The following is a 19,875-nucleotide window of genomic DNA, read 5'->3' on the forward strand; positions in this document are numbered from 1 at the left end:
CGGTGACGGGATAGTCGGCAATTCCGCGTATGGAATCGATGTTCGCGCCCTGGCGGGCGAGTTCACGGGAGATGGTGCTGAAAGCACGCGCTGTCACGGGTCGTCCGAGAACGACGACGACGTGGGTGGCCAGGCTCTGACCACCGCCCCGCGCGGTGTCGATCTCGACATCGACGTGAACGCCGACCGTCGCCATCGCGTCCTCAAGCTCCTCCTGGAGCGCCTCGGGATCGCGCGGGCAGGACAGGAGAACGCCCAGTGTCAATCTGCCGCGGATGACCACCTGCTCGACGTCGAGCAGACTGACGTTGTGCCGTGACAGTGCTGCGAACAGCACCGATGTGACGCCCGGCTTGTCGGGTCCCGTCACCGTCACCAGCACTGCGGTGTCGCTCGAAGTCACCGAATCTCCCTTTCGTGCACGGCCCCAGCGGCCGGATAGGTCTTCGTGTCACCTGTCGTGGACGAGCGAGCCCGATCACGCCACGAGATTGTCGCAAGCGAAGAGCCCCACCCGGTAGCCGGGAGGGGCTCTCGCTGCGCTGTGGACTACTTGGGGTCCGGGTCTCCGGATCCTTCGTGATCGCTGGTGGCGATCGGGGCCCGGCGGGCCTGTTCGAGTACTGCGGTGGTCTTACCGCCGTGTGCTCCCGGCCCGACGTGCGCTTCCGCGCGCATCCGCTCGACCATGTGCGGGTAGTGCAACTCGAATGCCGGACGCTCGGAACGGATCCGAGGCAGTTCGGTGAAGTTGTGTCGCGGCGGCGGGCACGAGGTGGCCCATTCCAACGAGTTGCCGTAGCCCCACGGATCGTCGACTGTGACGACCTCGCCGTATCGGTAGGACTTGAACACGTTCCACACGAACGGCAGTGTCGAGGCACCGAGAATGAAAGCACCGACCGTGGAGATGACGTTCAACTCGGTGAACCCGTCCGAGGGAAGGTAATCGGCGTACCGACGCGGCATGCCCTCGTTTCCGAGCCAGTGCTGCACCAGGAACGTGGCGTGGAATCCGAAGAACGTCAGCCAGAAATGCCACTTGCCCAGAGCCTCGTCCATCATCCGGCCCGTCATCTTCGGGAACCAGAAGTAGATGCCGGCGTACGTCGCGAACACCACGGTGCCGAACACCACGTAGTGGAAGTGGGCTACCACGAAGTACGTGTCGGTGACCTGGAAGTCGATGGGCGGCGATGCCAGCAGAACACCGGTCAGACCACCGAAGACGAAGGTGATCAGGAACCCGATCGAGAACAGCATCGGCGTTTCCAGTGTCACCTGGCCTCGCCACATCGTGCCGACCCAGTTGAAGATCTTCACACCGGTGGGCACCGCGATGAGGAACGTCATGAAGGAGAAGAACGGCAGCAGCACAGCGCCGGTGGCGTACATGTGGTGCGCCCACACGGCGATGGAGAGCGCGGCGATCGCGATTGTCGCGTAGATCAGACCCGAGTAGCCGAAGATCGGCTTACGCGAGAAGACGGGGAACACCTCGGAGACGATTCCGAAGAACGGCAGCGCGATGATGTACACCTCGGGGTGGCCGAAGAACCAGAACAGGTGCTGCCACAGCAACACGCCACCGGTGGCCGGATCGAACAGGTGCGCGCCCAGGTGACGGTCGGCCGCCAGGCCGAGCAGCGCCGCCGTCAGCAGCGGAAAGGCCAGCAGGATCAGGATCGACGTCACCAGGATGTTCCAGGTGAAGATCGGCATACGGAACATCGTCATACCGGGGGCGCGCAGGCAGATCACCGTGGTGATCATGTTGACGCCACCGAGGATGGTGCCGAGACCGGCAACGGCCAGGCCCATGATCCACAGGTCCGCGCCGACGCCCGGCGAGTGCAGAGCCGACGTCAGTGGGGTGTACGCGGTCCAACCGAAGTCCGCTGCGCCACCGGGAGTGATGAACCCGGCCGTGGTGATCAGGGCACCGAACAGGTAGAGCCAGTACGAGAACGCGTTCAACCGTGGGAACGCGACATCGGGGGCACCGATCTGCAGCGGCAGGATGTAGTTGGCGAATCCGAACACGATCGGCGTCGCGTACAGCAGCAGCATGATGGTGCCGTGCATGGTGAACAGCTGGTTGTACTGCTCGTTGGACAGGAACTGCATTCCCGGTATGGCCAACTCGGCGCGCATCAGCAGCGCCATGAGTCCACCGACCAGGAAGAACGCGAACGATGTCGCGATGTACATGATTCCCAACACCTTGGGATCGGTTGTCGTCACCGCTTTGTGCAGGAACGACCCCTTCGGTCCCGTCCGCGGCGGGAACGGCCGAGCAGCATCCACCGCAGGTGCGGGCCTAGGCGCTAGGGCAGTCACAGATCCTCCTGATTGCGCGTCGGACCTCGAACCACGAGGCGACGTCATCTAGTCGTGCGCTCCTCGAATCGTAGACCTTCGGACCGACGCTTGCCGAACCGGTCCTACCGTGTGTCGTATTGGGCCCGATCGGCCGTGCCCGGATCGCGCGATCTGCCTGCGCTGTCGGCCTTTCCGGCGCAGTCGGGGACGCCGCGGGAGTTGCCGATTCCGCACGCTCCGCGGTGTCCGTTCGGGTGTTCTGCGACGGCCGCCTTCCGATACTGTGTGAGACCACCCGACCCGTCGAAGGAAGTCCCGCGTTGCCACTCCATCCACGAGTCCCCCGTTCGTGTGCGCCGCGCAGGATCGGTGCCGTCGCCTCCGTGTGCCTCGCCGCCGCCGTGGCGCTGGTCGGTTGTTCCGACTCCGAGGCGCAGGACGACGCATCCACCATCGTTCGCACCACCACGAACATCGCCGGTGCCGGAGTGGTCGGCAACAACCGGGACACCGCGGGTCTGTGCCCCGCACTGGCACCACTCGATCCGACCGGTATCGAGGGTGACACCAGACCCGTCGGACATGCCGAGGGCATCAGCGTCCTTCCGGCCGACCCCCAGCGCATCGTCGTGCTCGATGGCGCAGGCCTGGACGCGAGCTGCGCGGTCGGCATCTGGGAGCGCGTCGTCGGGGCGGCCACGATCGACCCCGATTTCCGGGGCGACGGAGACCAACCGCTGTACCTGGGCACCGGACTGGCGTCCGTTCCGTCCGTCGGGCCGGTGGGTTCACCCGACATCGATGCCATCGCTGCCCTCGACCCCGATCTGATCCTCGGTGCCGAGTCGCTCGGATCGACTACGTACGACGAGCTGACAGCCATCGCCCCGACCGTCTTCACCGCAACGGGGCAGGGTTGGAAAGACACCTTTCTGCAGTCCGCGGCGGCGCTCGGTCGCGGCCAGGCGGCATTCGAGGCACTCGCCTCGTTCTCCGCGGACGCCGAACGAGTCGGTCGTGAGATCGACGCCACCCAGACCCAGGCGTCCGTCGTCCGATTCGCGGCGGACTCCATCGAGGTGGACGGACCGAACTCGTTCGCGGGCCAGATACTCGACGAGGTCGGAGTCGGCCGGCCCCAGAGCCAGCGCGACGCCACGTTCTCGGTCGAGTCGGACAACCTCACGCCGGTCGAGGGAGACATCGTCTACGTGCGATTCGCGGGCCCCGACGGCGAGAGCTTCGGGCGCGAGGTGATGGACTCCGATGCGTGGCACGCTCTCGGTTCGGTCACCGACGGTCGGGTCTTCGCCGTCAACGACACTGTTTGGTCGGGCAGCGGCGTCGTCGCGGCACGGGCCGTTCTGGACGACCTGTCCGCCTCCCTGAACGCCTACGTCTCCTGACGCGATGCCGATTCCCGAATTCGTCCGTGCCCTGCGCAGTGTCGTCGGAACGTCGCCGTTGTGGCTGTCCGGTGTCAGCGCAGTCGTTCTCGACGACAACCGGCGCGTGCTGCTGACGCTGCGAGCGGACAACAACACCTGGGCCGTGGTCTCGGGAATTCTCGAGCCGGGCGAGGAACCCGCCCCGGCAGCGCTGCGTGAGATCGGCGAGGAAACCGGGGTGGACGCCTCGATCGAGCGCTTGACGAGCGTCGACGTGACGGAGCCGATCACCTACCCCAACGGCGACGTCGCGCAGTATCTGGACATCACGTTCCTCGCTCGATACACCGGCGGCATCCCGCATGTGGCCGACGACGAGAATCTCGACGTTGCCTGGTTCGCACTCGACGAGCTCCCCGAAAACCTCACGGCCACTTCGCGATTGCGAATCAAGAAGGCCATCGCCGACGAGCCGTCGGCGTGGTTCCGGCGCTGACTCCCGACCGCACCGAGGACACAGTTCGACCGAACCTTCCCCCTTTCGATTCGTAATGTGATATCACTTTAATATCACCATCGAGAGGGAGGTTCTCATGTCCGCACCTGCAACCGTCGCCGAGAAGCCGACGGGTACCCCGACCACCACCATCGCCGAGCGCCCGGGATGGGATCTTCCCGGCTGGTCGATGCTCGGCATCGGCCTCGCGCTGTTTCTCGGCGGAATCGCCGCGTTCACGGTCGGACTGGTCTTCACCGTCGTCGGACTGATCGTGCCCGGGGTAGTACTGTTCGTCCTCTCACTTCCGGCACTCATGGGCCTGACGCTGGTGCAACCGAATCAGGCTCGCGTTCTTCAGCTCCTCGGGAGTTCGTACAGCGGCACCCTGCGGACGCCGGGGCTGCGCTGGACCAATCCGTTGACGTATCGCAGGGCCATCTCGACGCGAATCCGCAACCACGAGACCGGACAATCCAAGGTCAACGACGCCGACGGCAACCCGATCGAGATCTCCGCCATCGTCGTCTGGCAGGTCGCCGATACCGCACTGGCGTCGTTCCAGGTCGATGACTACGAGGAGTTCGTCGCCGTCCAGACCGAGTCCGCCGTCCGGCACATCGCCGGCAGCTACCCGTACGACGCCGAAGGGCGAATGTCGTTGCGGGAGAACGCCGACGAGATCACCGCCGCCATGTCGGAGGAGGTGCACGCACGGGTACGTTCGGCCGGTGTCGAGGTGATCGAAACCCGAATCAACCGGTTGGCCTACTCACCGGAGATCGCTCAAGCAATGTTGCGGCGGCAACAGGCAGGCGCGGTCATCGCCGCCCGTCAGCAGATCGTCGAAGGTGCCGTCGGAATGGTGGAGATGGCGCTCGGGAAGCTGGAGGAAAAGCACGTCGTCGAACTCGACGAGGAGCGCAAGGCCACGATGGTGTCGAATCTGCTCGTGGTCCTGTGCAGCGACCGAGACACGCAACCAGTCGTCAACACCGGATCGCTGTACCAGTGAGCCATGGCCGTCGAGCGTAAGAAGATTCTGCTGCGGTTGGACCCAGCTGTGCACGACGCTCTCGCCCGTTGGGCCTCCGACGAGTTGCGGAGCACCAATGCTCAGATCGAGTTCCTATTGCGCCGCGCTCTGAGCGAGAAGGGCCGAATGCCCAAGGACGCCGAGGACATTCGCCCGCCGGGACGCCCACCGAATTCGTGAGCGTCCCGGCGTGGCGAACGGGCTCAGAAGTCCCAGTCCTCGTCTTCGGTGTTGACGGCCTTGCCGATGACGTACGAGGAACCCGAACCGGAGAAGAAGTCGTGATTCTCGTCGGCGTTCGGTGAGAGCGCCGACAGAATCGCCGGGTTGACGTCCGTCTCGTCCTTGGGAAACAGGCCCTCGTAGCCGAGATTGTTCAGTGCTTTGTTGGCGTTGTAGCGCAGGAACTTCTTGACGTCCTCGGTCAGGCCGATCTCGTCGTAGAGGTCCTGGGTGTACTCGACCTCGTTGTCGTACAACTCGAACAGCAACTCGAAGGTGTAGTTCTTGAGTTCCTCGCGCTGCGCCTCGCTGACCTTCTCGAGACCCTTCTGGTACTTGTACCCGATGTAGTACCCGTGCACGGCCTCGTCGCGGATGATCAGACGGATCAGGTCCGCGGTGTTGGTGAGCTTGGCCCGTGAGGACCAGTACATCGGCAGGTAGAAGCCGGAGTAGAACAGGAACGATTCGAGCAGCGTCGACGCGACCTTACGCTTGAGCGGATCGTCACCGTGGTAGAAGTTCAGGACGATCTCGGCCTTGCGCTGGAGGTTGACGTTCTCCTCGGACCAGCGGAATGCGTCGTCGATGTCGCGGGTGGAGCTGAGGGTGGAGAAGATGGAACTGTAGCTCTTGGCGTGCACCGACTCCATGAACGCGATGTTGGTGTACACCGCCTCCTCGTGGGGAGTGATGGCATCAGGAATGAGGCTGACGGCGCCGACGGTGCCCTGAATGGTGTCGAGCAGTGTCAATCCGGTGAACACACGCATCGTCAACTGCTTCTCGACGGCGGTCAGCGTTGCCCACGACGGAATGTCGTTGGATACCGGCACCTTCTCCGGCAGCCAGAAATTACTGGTGAGGCGCTCCCACACTTCGGAGTCCTTGTCGTCCTGGACCCGATTCCAGTTGATCGCGGAGACGCGATCGATGAGCTTTACCATGGGTGCCTACCTACAGGTCGATGAGCGAGAACTGGGACGGAACTACGTGAAAAGTCGCTGACACGAACACTACCCGTTGTGTCCGACAAGTCCGGTAGGCACTACAAAGTGTGCCGCGAGTGTTGCCCGCAGAGACGACCCCTACGCCTGCTTCGGTCTGTCACCACCCCACCGAGCACGGGACGGTTCCGGCTTCGATGGCCTCGACCAACTGCGCGTGATCGCGCTCGTTCTGATCGGCGTAGGCGTGGGCGAAAGCCACCATCGCCCGATCGACCTTGTCTCCTCGGCCGAGGTAGTCGGCGATCGCCTCCGCGTCACCACTTCGGGCGTGCGCTCGTGCGAGCACCTCACCGCATGCGGTTGCGAATTCGGTGAGGTACGGCCCGATGATCTCGCCGTCGGGAATGACCTTCATGTCACGGAACTGCCGAACGTAGAAGTTCATGTCCCCCACTGCAGTCCATCCCACGAACATATCGGTGGCACTCTGCAGCATTCGCTGTCCGCTGACCACGCGCGCACCTTGATTGTCGTACCTGCTCGGTTCGAGAAACCGCTCGAACACCGACGGCCCCGCCTGCTTGATCTGCAGGAAGAACGGATCGCCCGTCCGCCGTTCTTCCAGCAGCGCCAGATACACCCGCATCCCTACGCTCCCGACGCCGACCACCTGCCGAACCACGTCGAGAACTCGGAACCTGGACAGCAGACTCCAGATATGGTCGTCGACCGACTCGCTGTAACCGGCGATGACCGCCTGCACCAGTTCGATCTGGGAATCACCCACGTGGGTGCGAAAAGGCGGGTCCTCGCGAATTCGTCGACGCCCGTCCCTCGTCTCGGTGAACTTGCGGGACGCTCCACGGCTGGTACGACGCTCGGCTTTCGTTTCGATGAGTTTCTCGGCGTGGCGGGCGATGCCCGACGAGAAGTGACCGAGCAAACCCGCGACGTCGATGCGGTCGTACCAGATGTCGATCTCCGGGGTTTTCGCGTACGCCCTCATCTTTCTGCAGTACGCCGCTGTCATCGCCGCGACCGCCCGATCGGAGCGCCGCGCATCGACCCCGTTCTCGCGACCGAGAACCACCAGAGACGTCGCCAGCCTCTGGAGATCCCACTCGAACGGGCCCGGCAGCGTTTCGTCGAAGTCGCGGAGATCGAAGTACAGGTTCCGTTCGGGGGTGGCCCACAATCCGAAGTTCAACACATGGGCGTCGCCACACAACTGGACCTCGATGCCGGTGTGCGGAGTCGACGCGAGATCGGCCGCCATCACGGCCGCGGCCCCACGGAAGTAGGTCCACGGCGATGCGGACATGCGGGCGTAGCGGATCGGGAGTAGCTCCGGCACCCGAATGGTGTTCTGCGCCAGCACCGTTTCGAGCGCATCATGGCCACGTGAGGCTGGATCCCACTCGCCCAACCCGCTGCGAGGTACACGCCGTCGGGCGTGTCGACCACGCGACGATTGCTCGGAAGGACGCACGTCCTTCCGAGCAATTGTCACATCGATATCGGATTCGACCTCGTCGCCCGCTTCGGTGTCCATGCCTGATTATGCTCCGCGGCGCACCGCGATATCGCTGTATTCGCCACAGGCCGACCGACCGAGTCGACTACAGCATGCAGGACACGCAACCCTCCACCTCGGTGCCTTCGAGGGCCAACTGGCGCAGGCGGATGTAGTAGAGCGTCTTGATGCCCTTACGCCATGCGTAAATCTGCGCGCGGTTGATGTCACGAGTGGTGGCCGTGTCCTTGAAGAACAGCGTCAGAGACAGGCCCTGATCGACGTGTTGCGTTGCGGCAGCGTAGGTGTCGATGATCTTCTCGTACCCGATCTCGTACGCGTCCTGGTAGAAATCCAGGTTGTCGTTGTCGAGATACGGTGCCGGGTAGTAGACGCGGCCGATCTTGCCTTCCTTGCGAATCTCGATCTTCGACGCCACCGGGTGAATCGACGAGGTGGAGTTGTTGATGTACGAGATGGAACCGGTCGGCGGGACGGCCTGCAGGTTCTGGTTGTAGATCCCGTGCTCCTGCACCGACGCCTTCAACGTCGTCCAATCCGCCTGAGTGGGAACGGATACGCCCGCATCGGCGAACAACTTCGCAACCTTGGGTGTGGCCGGCTCCCAGACCTGATCGGTGTACTTGTCGAAGAATTCACCCGACGCGTACTTGGAGTCCGGGAACCCCTTGAAGTACTGCCCACGAGCCTTGGCCAGCTGATTCGATGCCTGGAGAGCGTGGAACAGCACCGTGTAGAAGTAGATGTTGGTGAAGTCGATGCCCTCGGTCGAGCCATAGTGAATGCGCTCCCGTGCGAGGTAGCCGTGCAGATTCATCTGCCCGAGGCCGATTGCGTGAGAATCGTTGTTGCCCTGCTCGATCGACGGCACGGAGAAGATGTGCGTCTGATCGGACACTGCGGTGAGTCCGCGAATGGCCACGGCGATGGTCTTACCGAAATCGGGCGAGTCCATCGTCTTGGCGATGTTCAGCGAACCGAGGTTGCACGAGATGTCCTTGCCGACATGACTGTACGAAAGGTCGTCGTTGAACGTCGACGGCGTCGAGACCTGAAGGATCTCCGAGCACAGGTTGGAGTGAGTGATCTTGCCCTTCACCGGGTTCGCGCGATTGACGGTGTCCTCGTACATGATGTACGGGTAACCGGACTCGAACTGCAACTCGGCGAGAGTCTGAAAGAACTCGCGCGACTTGATCTTGGTCTTGCGGATCCGCTTGTCGTCGACCATCTCGTAGTACTTCTCGGAGACGTCGATGTCTGCGAACGGGACCCCGTAGATGCGCTCGACGTCGTACGGCGAGAACAGGTACATGTCCTCGTTCTTCTTGGCCAGCTCGAACGTGATGTCCGGGATGACGATTCCGAGCGAGAGCGTCTTGATCCTGATCTTCTCGTCCGCGTTCTCACGCTTGGTGTCGAGAAACTTGTAGACGTCGGGGTGGTGAGCATGCAGGTAGACCGCGCCCGCGCCCTGACGCGCACCGAGCTGGTTGGCATAGGAGAACGAATCCTCGAGCAGCTTCATGATCGGGATGACACCCGAGGACTGATTCTCGATGCGCTTGATGGGCGCGCCGGCCTCGCGAATGTTGCTCAGCAGCAACGCAACTCCGCCACCACGCTTGGACAGCTGCAGGGCCGAGTTGATGGAGCGGCCGATGGACTCCATGTTGTCCTCGATACGCAGCAGGAAGCACGAGACGGGCTCGCCGCGCTGCTTCTTGCCGGAGTTGAGGAAGGTGGGCGTCGCGGGCTGGAAGCGGCCTGCGATGATCTCGTCGACCAGATCGGTGGCCAGGGCCTCGTCGCCTGCGGCCAGCGTCAGCGCCACCATGCACACCCGGTCCTCGAACCGCTCGAGGTAACGCTTGCCGTCGAACGTCTTGAGCGTGTACGAGGTGTAGTACTTGAACGCCCCGAGGAACGTGGGGAACCGGAACTTCTTCGAGTACGCGTGGTTGATCAGGAACTTCACGAACTCGCGGGAGTACTGGTCCAGAACCTCGGGCTCGTAGTAGTTCTCCTCGACGAGGTAGTCCAGCTTCTCGTCCAGATCGTGGAAGAACACGGTGTTCTGATTGACGTGCTGCAGGAAGTACTGATTGGCGGCCTCGCGATCCTTCTCGAACTGGATCTCACCGTTGGGCCCGTACAGATTGAGCATCGCGTTGAGCGCGTGGTAGTCCATGTCGCCGTCGCCGCGGACGGTGCTGGGTACGGGTCCTGCGTCGGTGATGGTCGGTGCCACGGCGATGCTCCTACTGGGTATGTGGTGTGTGGTGCTCTAGTGCGTGTGGGCGGCGCGTCGGACTTCACGTTCCCAGAAGTCCTCCAGCCCCTCGCGGACCCGCACTACGTCCTCGGGGGTGCCCATCAATTCGAATCGGTAGAGATACGGAACTGCGCACTTCTGCGAAATGACATCTCCCGCGAAGCAGAACGAGTCACCGAAGTTCGTGTTTCCGGCAGCGATGACAGCTCGGATCAACGACCGATTGTGCTTGTCGTTGAGAAACTTGATCACACGCTTGGGGACGTAGTTGGTGTCGCGCCCGGAGTACGTGACCCCTCCCCCGTACGTCGGCACGATGAGGACGTAGGGAGTGTCGACACGAAAAGTGCCGTCCGGATCACGTAATGGAATGCGCGTCGCAGGAACGTCCAGCTTCGAGACGAAGCGATGAGTGTTCTCGGACGCGCTGGAGAAATAGACCAGTGAGTGGGTGGACTGCGGTTGGAAACTCACCGCTCACTCACTTCCTCGTTCTGTTCAAGCAGCGTTCGCTGCAAGGCTCTTGATGCGGTCTGGACGGAAGCCGGACCAGTGATCGTCACCGGCAACGACGACCGGAGCCTGCAGGTAGCCGAGAGCCATGACGTAGTCGCGCGCTTCGGGGTCCTGCGAGATGTCGATGACGGAGTACTCGATACCGGCCTTGTCGAGGGCGCGGTAGGTGGCATTGCACTGAACGCAGGCGGGCTTGGTGTAAACGGTGATGCTCATGGTGTCCCTCTTTCCGTTGTCGCCATCGGGTGAACCGACGCGACCGATGTGCTCTGCGTGTGGCACCGAGAACATCTCCCGCTCAGGGCGACTTCGACCTGCTCGAACCCATGTTTGCAGGCTCTTCGAGTTGTGGTCTCTCGGTTGGTCAAACACTACACCTAGTGTCCGACATCTGCCTAGAACACGAGATGTTGCGAACAACATGCTTGGTATTCGCTGGTCACGGCGTTGTGAAGCCCCAAGAATCGGAGGACATCGGCGTGTCGCACGTCACATCGCGCGCATGTTGTTCGTCACAGGGAGACCGGGCCGGGTCCATGACGTGTACCGAGAACCGTCGACCCTCCCCACGACACGCCGAAGGGCCCTCGAACTTCTCCGAGGGCCCTTCGGCGATCACGCAGTGGTCAGCGCTGGCGCGCCTTGAACCGCGGTTCCTTCTTGTTGATCACGAACACCGTGCCACGGCGTCGTACCACCTGTGCGCCGGGCTTGTTCTTGAGCGATTTCAACGAGTTTCTCACCTTCATGCCGCAAACCCTACATGAAAACGATTCCCATAACCGAACGGGTCACGCACTCACGAGTTCGTCGGCGGCCTTCACCAGTTCGGCAACGACGTGGCCGATCTCACCGGAGACCTCGGCGTTCTCACGCGGGTGGGCCGAGCCGAACTTGTCGATGGTGCCACCGATGGAGAGCCGAACATCCTCGAGAACCGTTCCGCCGGCGATGCGGACGGCCTTGCTGGTGTCCTCGTGCGCCCACTTCGCTCCGTTGCCACTGGGGGAAGCGCTGATGACGACGACCGGCTTGCCCACCATGGCACCCGCACCGTAGGGGCGCGAAAGCCAGTCGATGGCGTTCTTCAGCACGGCCGGAATGGTGCCGTTGTATTCGGGCGTGACCAGCAACAACGCCGTGGCCTTCTCGGCAGCGGCCCGCAGAGCGAGTGCGCCCTCGGGCACCGATCCCTCGACGTCGATGTCCTCGTTGTAGAAGGGGACATCTCCGAGTCCGTCGTAGACCACTACCTCGGCACCGGCGGGTGCCACGGTGACAGCAGTCTCGGCGATCCGCTTGTTCACCGACTCGGCGCGCAAGCTTCCGACGAGAACGAGTACATGAGCGTCTGACATGAGGTTATTCCTTCGCGAGTTCGGATGACGTGATCGTCGTGTCAATTCCTACCATCCAAACGGACCGTGGTCCATTTATGTTCCCGGCAAGGTAGGCTTCGTCTGTGACCGGCCCCATGCTGCCCATAGCGGGCGAGGACTCCGAGCGGTGCGACGCAGCCCGCAACCGTCGCCTGCTCCTCGATGCCGCAACGGATCTGGTGGCGGCCGTCGGAGCGGACGCCATCACCATGGACGCGGTGGCCACCAAGGCCGGAGTGGGCAAGGGCACCGTGTTCCGTCGCTTCGGGAACCGGGCCGGGCTGATGCGTGCGTTGCTCGACCACACCGAGAAGAAACTGCAGCACTCGTTCATGTTCGGCGATCCGCCGCTGGGCCCGGGAGCCGACCCGATCGATCGTCTCGTCGCCTTCGGCCGAGCGCGACTGGAATTCGTCAACGTTCAAGGGGAAGTGCTCCGCGCCGCGGAGAGCGCCGACGACGCGCGGTATTCCGCCCCGGCGCACATGGTCAACTTCACCCATGTGCTCTCGCTGCTCCGCGCCGCCGAGGTGGACGGGGATCTCGAATTGCTCGCGTACTGGCTGCTCACACCACTCGAAGCCACCCTGGTCCTCCATCAGTACCGCGATCTGGGAATGCCGATGGATCGCCTTGCCGACGGTTGGGAAGACTTGGTACGCCGGGCAACTCGAGTCCGATAGCCATCGGGGCAACTCGCACTCGGTAGGTCCTGCGTTCAAAGACGGACGACGGCGGCGGCCGCCGCGTGCAGCGCGGTGCCGTACGAGCGGCCGTGACCGGCTGCGTGAACGGCGAGTGGATGCAGCTGATGCAGTGCTGTGCGTTCGCGCCACCCTGCTCGCAACGGCTGCACCGTCTCGTACCCGCCGACGACGACGTCGAGGTGGGGGCAACCGAACAGCGCCAGCATCGCCAGATCGGTTTCGCGGTGCCCACCGTGCGCCGCCGGATCGATCAGCACCACTCCCGCGTCGGTCCAGAACACGTTGCCGTTCCAGAGATCGCCGTGAATACGACTCGGCGGCTCTGCATCGTCGAAGTCGCCGTCCGCGATGCGTCCACACGCCGATTCGACGACCGACGCCTCCCCCGGCGTCACGGTTCCGGCGTCGACCGCGATTCGGAGAAACGGCAACACTCGTTCGGCCGCGTAGAAGGCTCCCCAGGATCGGTGCACCGTACTGCTCATGGGCCGGGATCCGATGAACAGCTGACCCGAGAAGGCGACGCCGTCGGCATCCACGGGTGGCGCACCGAACCCGGCGGCTTCGGCCGAGTGTGTCGCGGCGAGCGCGCGCCCGAATCGTTCGGCTCCGGCAGGCGTGGGACGGGCCGCCACCAGCCGCTCGAGTTCGATGTACGCCCGGCCGTGCCCGACGACCCCGACGACCGGGGCCCCGGCCTCGCCGAGCCACCCGAGCCCGGTGGCCTCGGCGGCGTAGAAGTCGGGGTGTGCCTGGGGGTTTCGCTTGACGAAGGTATCGGAGGTTCCACTCACGACCACCGACACTACGCACGGCGCGAGATCGGCCCCGGCATTCGTCATTAGGATGACGTGATGGGACACATCAACTCGGAATTGCGCACGGGGATCATGCGCGAGCTGGCCGTGCAGTCGAGCATCGACCCGATCACGGAGGTCCGCAGGCGAGTCGACTTCCTCAAGGACTACCTGGCGTCGACGCCGGCCTCGGGGTTCGTGCTCGGCATCAGTGGCGGACAGGACAGCACGCTCACCGGCAAGCTCGCCCAACAGGCTGCGACGGAGCTCCGAGCGGACGGACACGAGGCCGAGTTCGTCGCCGTTCGCCTCCCCTACGGCGTGCAGGCCGACGAGGACGACGCCTCGATCGCGCTGAAGTTCATCGATCCCGACCGCACGGTGACGGTGAACATCAAGGACGCCGCCGACGCCGCAGCGGCCGCGACGGCGGAAGCACTCGGTAGTGCCGGAATCCGAGACTTCGTCCGCGGCAACATCAAGGCTCGCCAGCGCATGGTCGCGCAGTACGCCCTCGCAGGCGAACTCGGCTACGTCGTCGTGGGCACCGATCATGCCGCCGAGGCGATCACCGGCTTCTTCACCAAATTCGGTGACGGCGGCGTCGATCTGACTCCGCTGACCGGCTTGAGCAAGCGCCAGGGCGCGGCACTGCTGCGCGAGCTGGGGGCACCCGAGAGCACCTGGCGCAAGGTTCCCACCGCAGACCTCGAAGACGATCGACCTGCGCTACCCGACGAGGAAGCCCTCGGCGTCACGTACGAGCAGATCGACGACTACCTGGAGGGCAAGGATGTCACCGAGGAAGTCGCCGACAAGCTGGAGAAGATGTTCCTGGCAACTCGTCACAAGCGCACGGTGCCTGTGACGCCATTCGACGATTGGTGGAAGAGAAGCAGCTGAATTGGGCAGCCACGGGTCGGCGGCGGGGTGTGCTCAGCCGCCGGCGAAGGGCGGCAGCACGTCGACCCTGCCGCCGATCGTGCGCCCCAGATCGCGGGTGAGATCTTCGCCCACCAGGTACGCCGACACCCTGAGAATCGGCTCCATCGGCGCGCCGTGCCGGGACAGAATCAGCTCTCTCAGATCTGCAAGGGTGGCACCGACCGGCACGGTGAGGTACTCGGACTCGCAGTGCGACGCGTCGACCGCTGCAGCGAAATACCGCACCTCCACCTGGGTGTCACCCACCGATGGCTCCCATGCTGCGGGTGGGAGGTACGAAGCCGTCGGCGTCGATGCCGTGTCCCGCCCACTTGTTCCACATGGCCCCACGCCATACCGCTGCCAGTTCTTCGTCGGTGGCACCGCCGCGCAGAGCGGCCCGCAGGTCGGTTTCGTCGTCGCTGAACAGACAGGACCGAATCGTTCCTTCTGCAGTGATCCTGGTGCGGTCGCAATCACCGCAGAACGAGCGCGTCACCGACGCGATGATGCCGACGGTGGCGTCGGTGCCGTCGACGCTCCACTCCTCGGCAGGGGCCGAGGGGTCGGCACGCCCCACCTCACGCAGGTCGAATTCGTTGGACAGCTCGTCGAGCAAGGTCTGGGCGTCGATCATGTTCGCGCGGGCCCACGCGTGATCGGCGTCGAGCGGCATCTGCTCGATGAATCGAAGTGCCACCCCCTCGTCGAGACACCAGCGCAGCAGATCGACGGCACCGGACAGTGTGTCGCGCATCAGAACGGCATTGACCTTGACCGGTCCGATCCCGGCTCGCTGCGCTGCCCTGATTCCGGCGAGCACGGACGGCAACCGGTCTCGTCGGGTCAGGCGAGCGAAATCTTCGCGGTCGACGGAATCCAACGAGACGTTCACTCGGGTCAACCCCGCGTCGGCCAAGGACCGAGCCCGGTGTTCGAGACCGACGGCGTTGGTGGTCATCGACAGCGGCACACCCTCCGCGGCTTCGCGGCACAACCGCAGAATGTCGTCGAGGTCGCGGCGCATCAGCGGTTCGCCTCCGGTGAAACGCACATCCCTGATACCCAGCAGCCGCACGGACACCGAGACCACGCGAGCGATCTCGGCCGGTGTCAGCAACGCTGCCGCCGGGATAGCCGGAAGGCCCTCCTCGGGCATGCAGTACGTGCAGCGCAGCGAGCATTTCTCGGTGATCGAGATACGCAGGTCGCGGGCCACCCGGCCGAATCGATCGATCAGGTGTGGCACGTCCGGTCGATCGGACACGGAGTTCACCCCGCCTGCCGCAGAACCCGTGGTGGTGCCGAACGTTGGAATGCCGAGCGAGGTGACACTGTCCACCGTCACCTCGTACCTCGTCTCTGTCGGGAATCACGCCTGTCGTAGATGTGTCTACCCATTATGCCGCAGCCCACACCGAGCGGACGGATCGGCGTGCCTAGGATTGGCACCCATGACGGTTGAGCAGACGCACGCGATCACTGGATCCGCACGGTGACCGCGGTATCGGTCGAGGAACATGCCGCCGCGGTCGAGACTCTGCTCGCGGCGCTGACAGCGAGAACCGCTCAGCGAATCCTTCTCGACGACGCGTTGGGCCGCGTCTCCTTCGAGGACGTTCGATCTCCGGTCGATCTGCCACTGTTTTGCAACTCGCAGATGGACGGCTACGCCGTGGATTCTCAATCCGTGGCGACGACCCCGGTGACGCTTCCGGTCTCGACGATCATCGCCGCAGGCCCGACGCAGTCGGCAGTTCTCGCGCCGGGCAGCGCCGCCAAGATCATGACCGGTGCCCCCATTCCGGACGGAGCGGACACCATCGTCCCCGTCGAGGACACCTCGGTACCGACGGCCGGCTCCGTGACGATCGAAAGAGGCCGCGCAGCAGGCGAATTCGTACGCGAACAAGGAAGCGACGTGCGCGTCGGGACAATCCTGGTCGAGTCGGGTCGAGTGCTCGAACCCCGCCACATCTCCGTTCTCGCCGCCGTCGGATTCGGCGAAGTGGACGTTCGCTCGCGCCCCCGGGTGGCCGTGGTGACCACCGGAGCCGAACTGGTCGACGCCGGTTCGACGCTGACGCCCGGTCAGATCTACGACTCGAACGGCATCACCCTTGCCGCACACCTTCGCGCCAGCGGCGCAGAGGTGGTCTCCGTTTCGCGCAGCTCCGACGAGCCGAGCCGCTTTCGCGAGATCCTCGACGCCGCAGCCGAATCGGCCGAGCTGATCATCACGTCCGGCGGAGTGTCGATGGGAGACTTCGAGGTGGTCAAGGACGTACTCCGCCCCCTCGGCGGCAACTTCGGATCGGTTCGTATGCAGCCGGGCGGACCGCAGGGCATCACGATGTTCGACGGCGTCCCCGTGCTCAGCTTTCCCGGCAATCCCGTCAGTACGGTCGTCTCGTACATCATGTTCGCGCGCAACATCGTTCGGCGGGCGGCCGGTCTGCCGCCGGTGCTCTCGACCACCGCGGCCCTGCACGAATCGATCGTGTCACCGCCCGGTCGCAGACAACTACTTCGTGGCCGATTACGCGACGACGGTCGGGTCGAGCTCGTCGCCGGCCCCGGCTCGCACCTGGTGGCCGCACTGGCATGGGCCGATGTGCTGATCGATATCGACTCCGAGACAACCGAACTCGCCGCAGGAACCGACGTGGAGGTGTGGCCGCTGTGACCACCGACGCCCCGCAACCCCAGCTGTCTCATCTCGACGATCAGGGCCGCGCCCGCATGGTCGATGTGGCGCACAAGAAGGAAACCTCGCGCACGGCCGTCGCCGCCGGTGAATTCGTCACCACGGCCGAGGTCATCACGCTCGTGCGCGCGGACGACATGCCCAAGGCGGACGTTCTCGCCACCGCCCGCATCGCCGGCATCTCGGCAGCGAAGCGGACGTCGGAACTGATTCCGCTGTGCCATCAGCTCGCCCTCTCCTCGGTGAAGATCTCGTTCGGATTCACCGAGTCGTCCATCACGGTCGAGGCAACCGCCCGCACCACCGGACGTACCGGGGTCGAGATGGAAGCACTGACCGCGGTCGCCGTCGCCGGCCTGACCCTGCACGACATGGTCAAAGCCGTCGATCCCGGTGCCACCATGAACGGCGTCCGGTTGCTCACCAAAGACGGCGGCAAGCACGGACATTGGCAGCGGGACGACGCAGAGGTCTCCCCCGACGCTGCGGCTGCGCCGGTATTCGAGTCCTCACGGTCCGCGGCGGTACTTGTGGCCTCCACCGGCGGCGCGAACGGAACTCGACCGGACACCACCGGCCCCACCATCGCGTCCTGGTTGACCGATCGAGGCTTCGCCGTGCGGGGCCCACTCGTGTACGCCGATGCCGACATCGCTGCGGGGCTGCAGGACGCTCTGCTCGGCGAACCGTCGCTGATCGTCAGCACCGGCGGCACCGGCGTATCCCCCACCGATGCGACCCCCGAGGCGACGGCAGCCCTCCTCGACATCGACATGCCGGGCATCGCCGATGCCATCCGAACCCGCGGAACGTCTGCGACGCCTCACGCGGTGCTCAGCCGCGGCGTCTCGGGTCTGATCGGACGCACACTGATAGTCAACCTGCCGGGCTCACCGGGTGGCGTGAAGGACGGACTCTCCGTTCTCGACCCGCTCCTCGACCATGTACTGGCCCAGATCGCCGGAGGAGGCCCCCACGATGAGTGAGCTCGTCGCCCGTATCTCGAACGAACCGTTGAGCACTGCCGAAGTAGAGGCAGCAGTGCAGGATTCGCGTCACGGTGCCGTCGTGCTGTTCAGCGGAATCGTGCGCGATCACGACGGCGGACATGCGGTGGAGACTCTGGAATACCGCGCCCACCCCGATGCAGAACGGTTCCTGAGCCGCTGCTGCTCGGAGGTATCGGCAGAGACCGGATTGGCGGTGGCCGCAGTGCATCGCGTCGGCGATCTGCGCGTCGGCGACCTCGCACTCGTCGCGGCCGTCGGCTCGGCTCACCGCGCCGAAGCGTTCGAGGCCTGCGCCCGACTCGTCGAGCGGATCAAGGCCGAGGTTCCGATCTGGAAGCGTCAGGGATTCGAGGGCGGACGTACCGAGTGGGTCGGGCTCTAGGGAACTAGCCGCTCTCGAGGTAGCGATGGACCGGAAGCATCGCGGAGGCGTCGGCGGCGTCGTCCGGTCCTCGCACACAGGCACGCAACCGCTGCTCGACGAACGACGCATCGAGTTCGGTACCGATCAGCACCAGTGAGGTCTGCTCGGGCTCGCCTCGGGCCCACGACGCAGCCTCGAATCGAATGTGTCGGCCCACCGTGTGCACGACGAACTTCTGCGGGTAGCCGGCGATGCCGAAATGCACGAATCCCTTGATGCGATAGAGGTTCCCGGAAGGATTCTCCAGGAACTCGATCAACCGACGCGGTTCGACGGGCTCCGCCGTGACGAATTCGGTGTGTGAGTACTGCGCGTGCAGGTGTCGGTCGTGCTCGTGGTCATGGTCATGGTCATGATTCTCTCGGAGTAGTTCGTCGAACGACAGCTGCACCGCCATTGCCGAATTCACCGAGTGATCCTCGCGTCTGTCGAACAGCAGCAGCGGGTCGACGCGACCGAAGGCCACGGGTACGACGGGCACGTCTCCTACGACCGACTGCACCGTCGACACCACCGCGGAGCGTTCGGACTCGGTCACCGCGTCGGACTTGTTCAACACCACCAGGTCGGCCAATTGCAGGTGCTGGTCGATCTCGGGATGCCGCACGCGGGTCTGCGGGAATTCCACGGCGTCGACGACCCCGACGAGCCCGCCGTAGACGATGAATTCGTTCTCGCTGCCCCGGACAACGTGAGCAGTGTGTCGACGTTCGCTCGAGGCCTGCTGAAGCAGATTCTCGCCGACCGGTAGTCTCGGACGCCGTGGCGCGTCGACGAATTCCGGTGGTGATAGTTGCGGGCTTTCTCGGCGCAGGCAAGACCACCCTGCTGAACCACCTGTTGCGCAATGATTCCGGTATCCGAATAGGTGTTGTGGTCAACGACTTCGGGGCGATCAACATCGACTCGATGCTCGTGGCCGGCCAGGTCGATTCGATGGTCTCGCTCGGCAACGGATGCATCTGTTGCGCCGTCGACATCAGCGACATGGACGCGATGTTCGACGCCCTCGCACACCGTCGGTCCGCCATCGACGTGATCGTGGTGGAGGCCAGCGGCTTGGCCGAACCCCGCAATCTCATCAGAATGGTCCGGGGCAGCGAGAACGAATTCATCGTCTACGGCGGGCTCGTCGGGGTCGTCGACGCCGTGGAATTCCCGCAGACCCGCGTGCGGCATCCCGAGAGG

Annotated in this window: 24 protein-coding genes; 11 read left to right on the forward strand and 13 right to left on the reverse strand. The window is 64.2% G+C overall.

Features of this window, described 5'->3' with window-relative positions:
* Positions 1–403: ACT domain-containing protein (locus CH256_RS17115; RefSeq protein WP_143536607.1), on the reverse strand; the 403-nt coding region annotated here is incomplete at its 3' end.
* Between the two features lie 146 nt (positions 404–549).
* On the reverse strand, positions 550–2,340 hold the full coding sequence (ctaD, locus tag CH256_RS17120) for an aa3-type cytochrome oxidase subunit I (RefSeq protein ID WP_068045815.1): 1,791 nt from the start codon (positions 2,338–2,340) through the stop codon (positions 550–552).
* Between the two features lie 302 nt (positions 2,341–2,642).
* Between ctaD and CH256_RS17125 the strand changes: the two genes are divergently transcribed.
* The 4 genes from CH256_RS17125 to CH256_RS17140 all read left to right on the forward strand — a co-directional run bounded on the left by CH256_RS17125 (position 2,643) and on the right by CH256_RS17140 (position 5,422).
* Complete coding sequence (locus CH256_RS17125; RefSeq protein ID WP_082898592.1) at positions 2,643–3,728, forward strand: ABC transporter substrate-binding protein; 1,086 nt, start codon at positions 2,643–2,645, stop codon at positions 3,726–3,728.
* 4 nt (positions 3,729–3,732) lie between these two features.
* Complete coding sequence (locus tag CH256_RS17130; protein WP_094642274.1) at positions 3,733–4,206, forward strand: NUDIX hydrolase; 474 nt, start codon at positions 3,733–3,735, stop codon at positions 4,204–4,206.
* Positions 4,207–4,303: 97 nt separating this feature from the next.
* On the forward strand, positions 4,304–5,221 hold the full coding sequence (locus CH256_RS17135) for an SPFH domain-containing protein (RefSeq protein WP_179272130.1): 918 nt from the start codon (positions 4,304–4,306) through the stop codon (positions 5,219–5,221).
* Positions 5,222–5,224: 3 nt separating this feature from the next.
* The gene (locus CH256_RS17140; RefSeq protein ID WP_037189794.1) at positions 5,225–5,422 is read left to right on the forward strand and encodes a hypothetical protein; all 198 of its coding nucleotides are present in this window, start codon (positions 5,225–5,227) and stop codon (positions 5,420–5,422) included.
* Positions 5,423–5,445: 23 nt separating this feature from the next.
* Here CH256_RS17140 and nrdF read toward each other — a convergent pair whose 3' ends face one another.
* The 7 genes from nrdF to CH256_RS17175 form a co-directional block, all read right to left on the reverse strand.
* Complete coding sequence (gene nrdF / locus CH256_RS17145; RefSeq protein ID WP_008717549.1) at positions 5,446–6,411, reverse strand: class 1b ribonucleoside-diphosphate reductase subunit beta; 966 nt, start codon at positions 6,409–6,411, stop codon at positions 5,446–5,448.
* Positions 6,412–6,571: 160 nt separating this feature from the next.
* Positions 6,572–7,966, reverse strand: coding sequence for a DUF2252 domain-containing protein (locus CH256_RS17150; protein WP_094670107.1), 1,395 nt, complete (start codon positions 7,964–7,966; stop codon positions 6,572–6,574).
* A gap of 67 nt (positions 7,967–8,033) precedes the next feature.
* A complete protein-coding gene (gene nrdE, locus CH256_RS17155; protein ID WP_094670108.1) occupies positions 8,034–10,199 on the reverse strand; it encodes a class 1b ribonucleoside-diphosphate reductase subunit alpha in 2,166 nt (721 codons plus the stop codon).
* Positions 10,200–10,235: 36 nt separating this feature from the next.
* Positions 10,236–10,697, reverse strand: a complete 462-nt coding sequence (gene nrdI, locus CH256_RS17160) for a class Ib ribonucleoside-diphosphate reductase assembly flavoprotein NrdI (protein WP_094642276.1) — start codon at positions 10,695–10,697, stop codon at positions 10,236–10,238.
* Between the two features lie 24 nt (positions 10,698–10,721).
* On the reverse strand, positions 10,722–10,955 hold the full coding sequence (locus CH256_RS17165; RefSeq protein WP_068045912.1) for a redoxin NrdH: 234 nt from the start codon (positions 10,953–10,955) through the stop codon (positions 10,722–10,724).
* 410 nt (positions 10,956–11,365) lie between these two features.
* On the reverse strand, positions 11,366–11,488 hold the full coding sequence (ykgO, locus tag CH256_RS17170; protein WP_037189801.1) for a type B 50S ribosomal protein L36: 123 nt from the start codon (positions 11,486–11,488) through the stop codon (positions 11,366–11,368).
* A 42-nt stretch (positions 11,489–11,530) separates the two neighbouring features.
* Positions 11,531–12,097: an NAD(P)H-dependent oxidoreductase gene (locus tag CH256_RS17175; RefSeq protein ID WP_068045853.1), complete on the reverse strand. Its 567-nt coding sequence runs from the start codon at positions 12,095–12,097 to the stop codon at positions 11,531–11,533.
* A gap of 104 nt (positions 12,098–12,201) precedes the next feature.
* Between CH256_RS17175 and CH256_RS17180 the strand changes: the two genes are divergently transcribed.
* Entirely contained in the window at positions 12,202–12,801 is a 600-nt protein-coding gene (locus tag CH256_RS17180; RefSeq protein ID WP_094642277.1) for a TetR/AcrR family transcriptional regulator, read from the forward strand.
* 35 nt (positions 12,802–12,836) lie between these two features.
* Here the strand turns inward: CH256_RS17180 and CH256_RS17185 are convergent, their stop codons facing one another.
* Complete coding sequence (locus CH256_RS17185; RefSeq protein WP_094670109.1) at positions 12,837–13,667, reverse strand: fructosamine kinase family protein; 831 nt, start codon at positions 13,665–13,667, stop codon at positions 12,837–12,839.
* A gap of 12 nt (positions 13,668–13,679) precedes the next feature.
* On the opposite strand from CH256_RS17185, the gene nadE reads away from it, so the two are divergent.
* A complete protein-coding gene (nadE, locus tag CH256_RS17190; RefSeq protein ID WP_068045858.1) occupies positions 13,680–14,525 on the forward strand; it encodes an ammonia-dependent NAD(+) synthetase in 846 nt (281 codons plus the stop codon).
* A 33-nt stretch (positions 14,526–14,558) separates the two neighbouring features.
* On the opposite strand, the gene CH256_RS17195 is transcribed toward nadE, so the two are convergent.
* Both CH256_RS17195 and moaA read right to left on the reverse strand, forming a co-directional pair.
* Complete coding sequence (locus CH256_RS17195) at positions 14,559–14,813, reverse strand: MoaD/ThiS family protein (protein ID WP_068045861.1); 255 nt, start codon at positions 14,811–14,813, stop codon at positions 14,559–14,561.
* Positions 14,806–15,894, reverse strand: a complete 1,089-nt coding sequence (gene moaA, locus CH256_RS17200; protein ID WP_373454835.1) for a GTP 3',8-cyclase MoaA — start codon at positions 15,892–15,894, stop codon at positions 14,806–14,808. Before moaA ends, CH256_RS17195 begins: the two co-directional genes overlap by 8 nt.
* 147 nt (positions 15,895–16,041) lie before the next feature.
* Here moaA and CH256_RS17205 point away from each other — a divergent pair, with 147 nt between their 5' ends.
* Genes CH256_RS17205 through CH256_RS17215 form a run of 3 tightly spaced genes read left to right on the forward strand, consistent with a single transcriptional unit; the run spans position 16,042 to position 18,645 of the window.
* Complete coding sequence (locus CH256_RS17205; RefSeq protein ID WP_094670110.1) at positions 16,042–17,232, forward strand: molybdopterin molybdotransferase MoeA; 1,191 nt, start codon at positions 16,042–16,044, stop codon at positions 17,230–17,232.
* Positions 17,233–17,288: 56 nt separating this feature from the next.
* Entirely contained in the window at positions 17,289–18,239 is a 951-nt protein-coding gene (gene moaCB, locus CH256_RS17210) for a bifunctional molybdenum cofactor biosynthesis protein MoaC/MoaB (RefSeq protein WP_068045922.1), read from the forward strand.
* Positions 18,232–18,645, forward strand: coding sequence for a molybdenum cofactor biosynthesis protein MoaE (locus CH256_RS17215; protein WP_068045866.1), 414 nt, complete (start codon positions 18,232–18,234; stop codon positions 18,643–18,645). The genes moaCB and CH256_RS17215 overlap by 8 nt, the downstream gene beginning before the upstream one ends.
* A 4-nt stretch (positions 18,646–18,649) precedes the next feature.
* On the opposite strand, the gene CH256_RS17220 is transcribed toward CH256_RS17215, so the two are convergent.
* Positions 18,650–19,294, reverse strand: a complete 645-nt coding sequence (locus CH256_RS17220) for a GTP-binding protein (protein ID WP_256989466.1) — start codon at positions 19,292–19,294, stop codon at positions 18,650–18,652.
* On the opposite strand from CH256_RS17220, the gene CH256_RS28660 reads away from it, so the two are divergent.
* A complete protein-coding gene (locus tag CH256_RS28660; RefSeq protein ID WP_256989467.1) occupies positions 19,286–19,438 on the forward strand; it encodes a hypothetical protein in 153 nt (50 codons plus the stop codon). The two genes, CH256_RS17220 and CH256_RS28660, sit on opposite strands and share 9 nt — an antisense overlap.
* A gap of 11 nt (positions 19,439–19,449) precedes the next feature.
* Positions 19,450–19,875: CobW family GTP-binding protein (locus CH256_RS17225; protein WP_143536608.1), on the forward strand; the 426-nt coding region annotated here is incomplete at its 3' end.

It is taken from the genome of Rhodococcus sp. 05-2254-6, assembly GCF_002258565.1.
Taxonomy (GTDB): domain Bacteria; phylum Actinomycetota; class Actinomycetes; order Mycobacteriales; family Mycobacteriaceae; genus Rhodococcoides.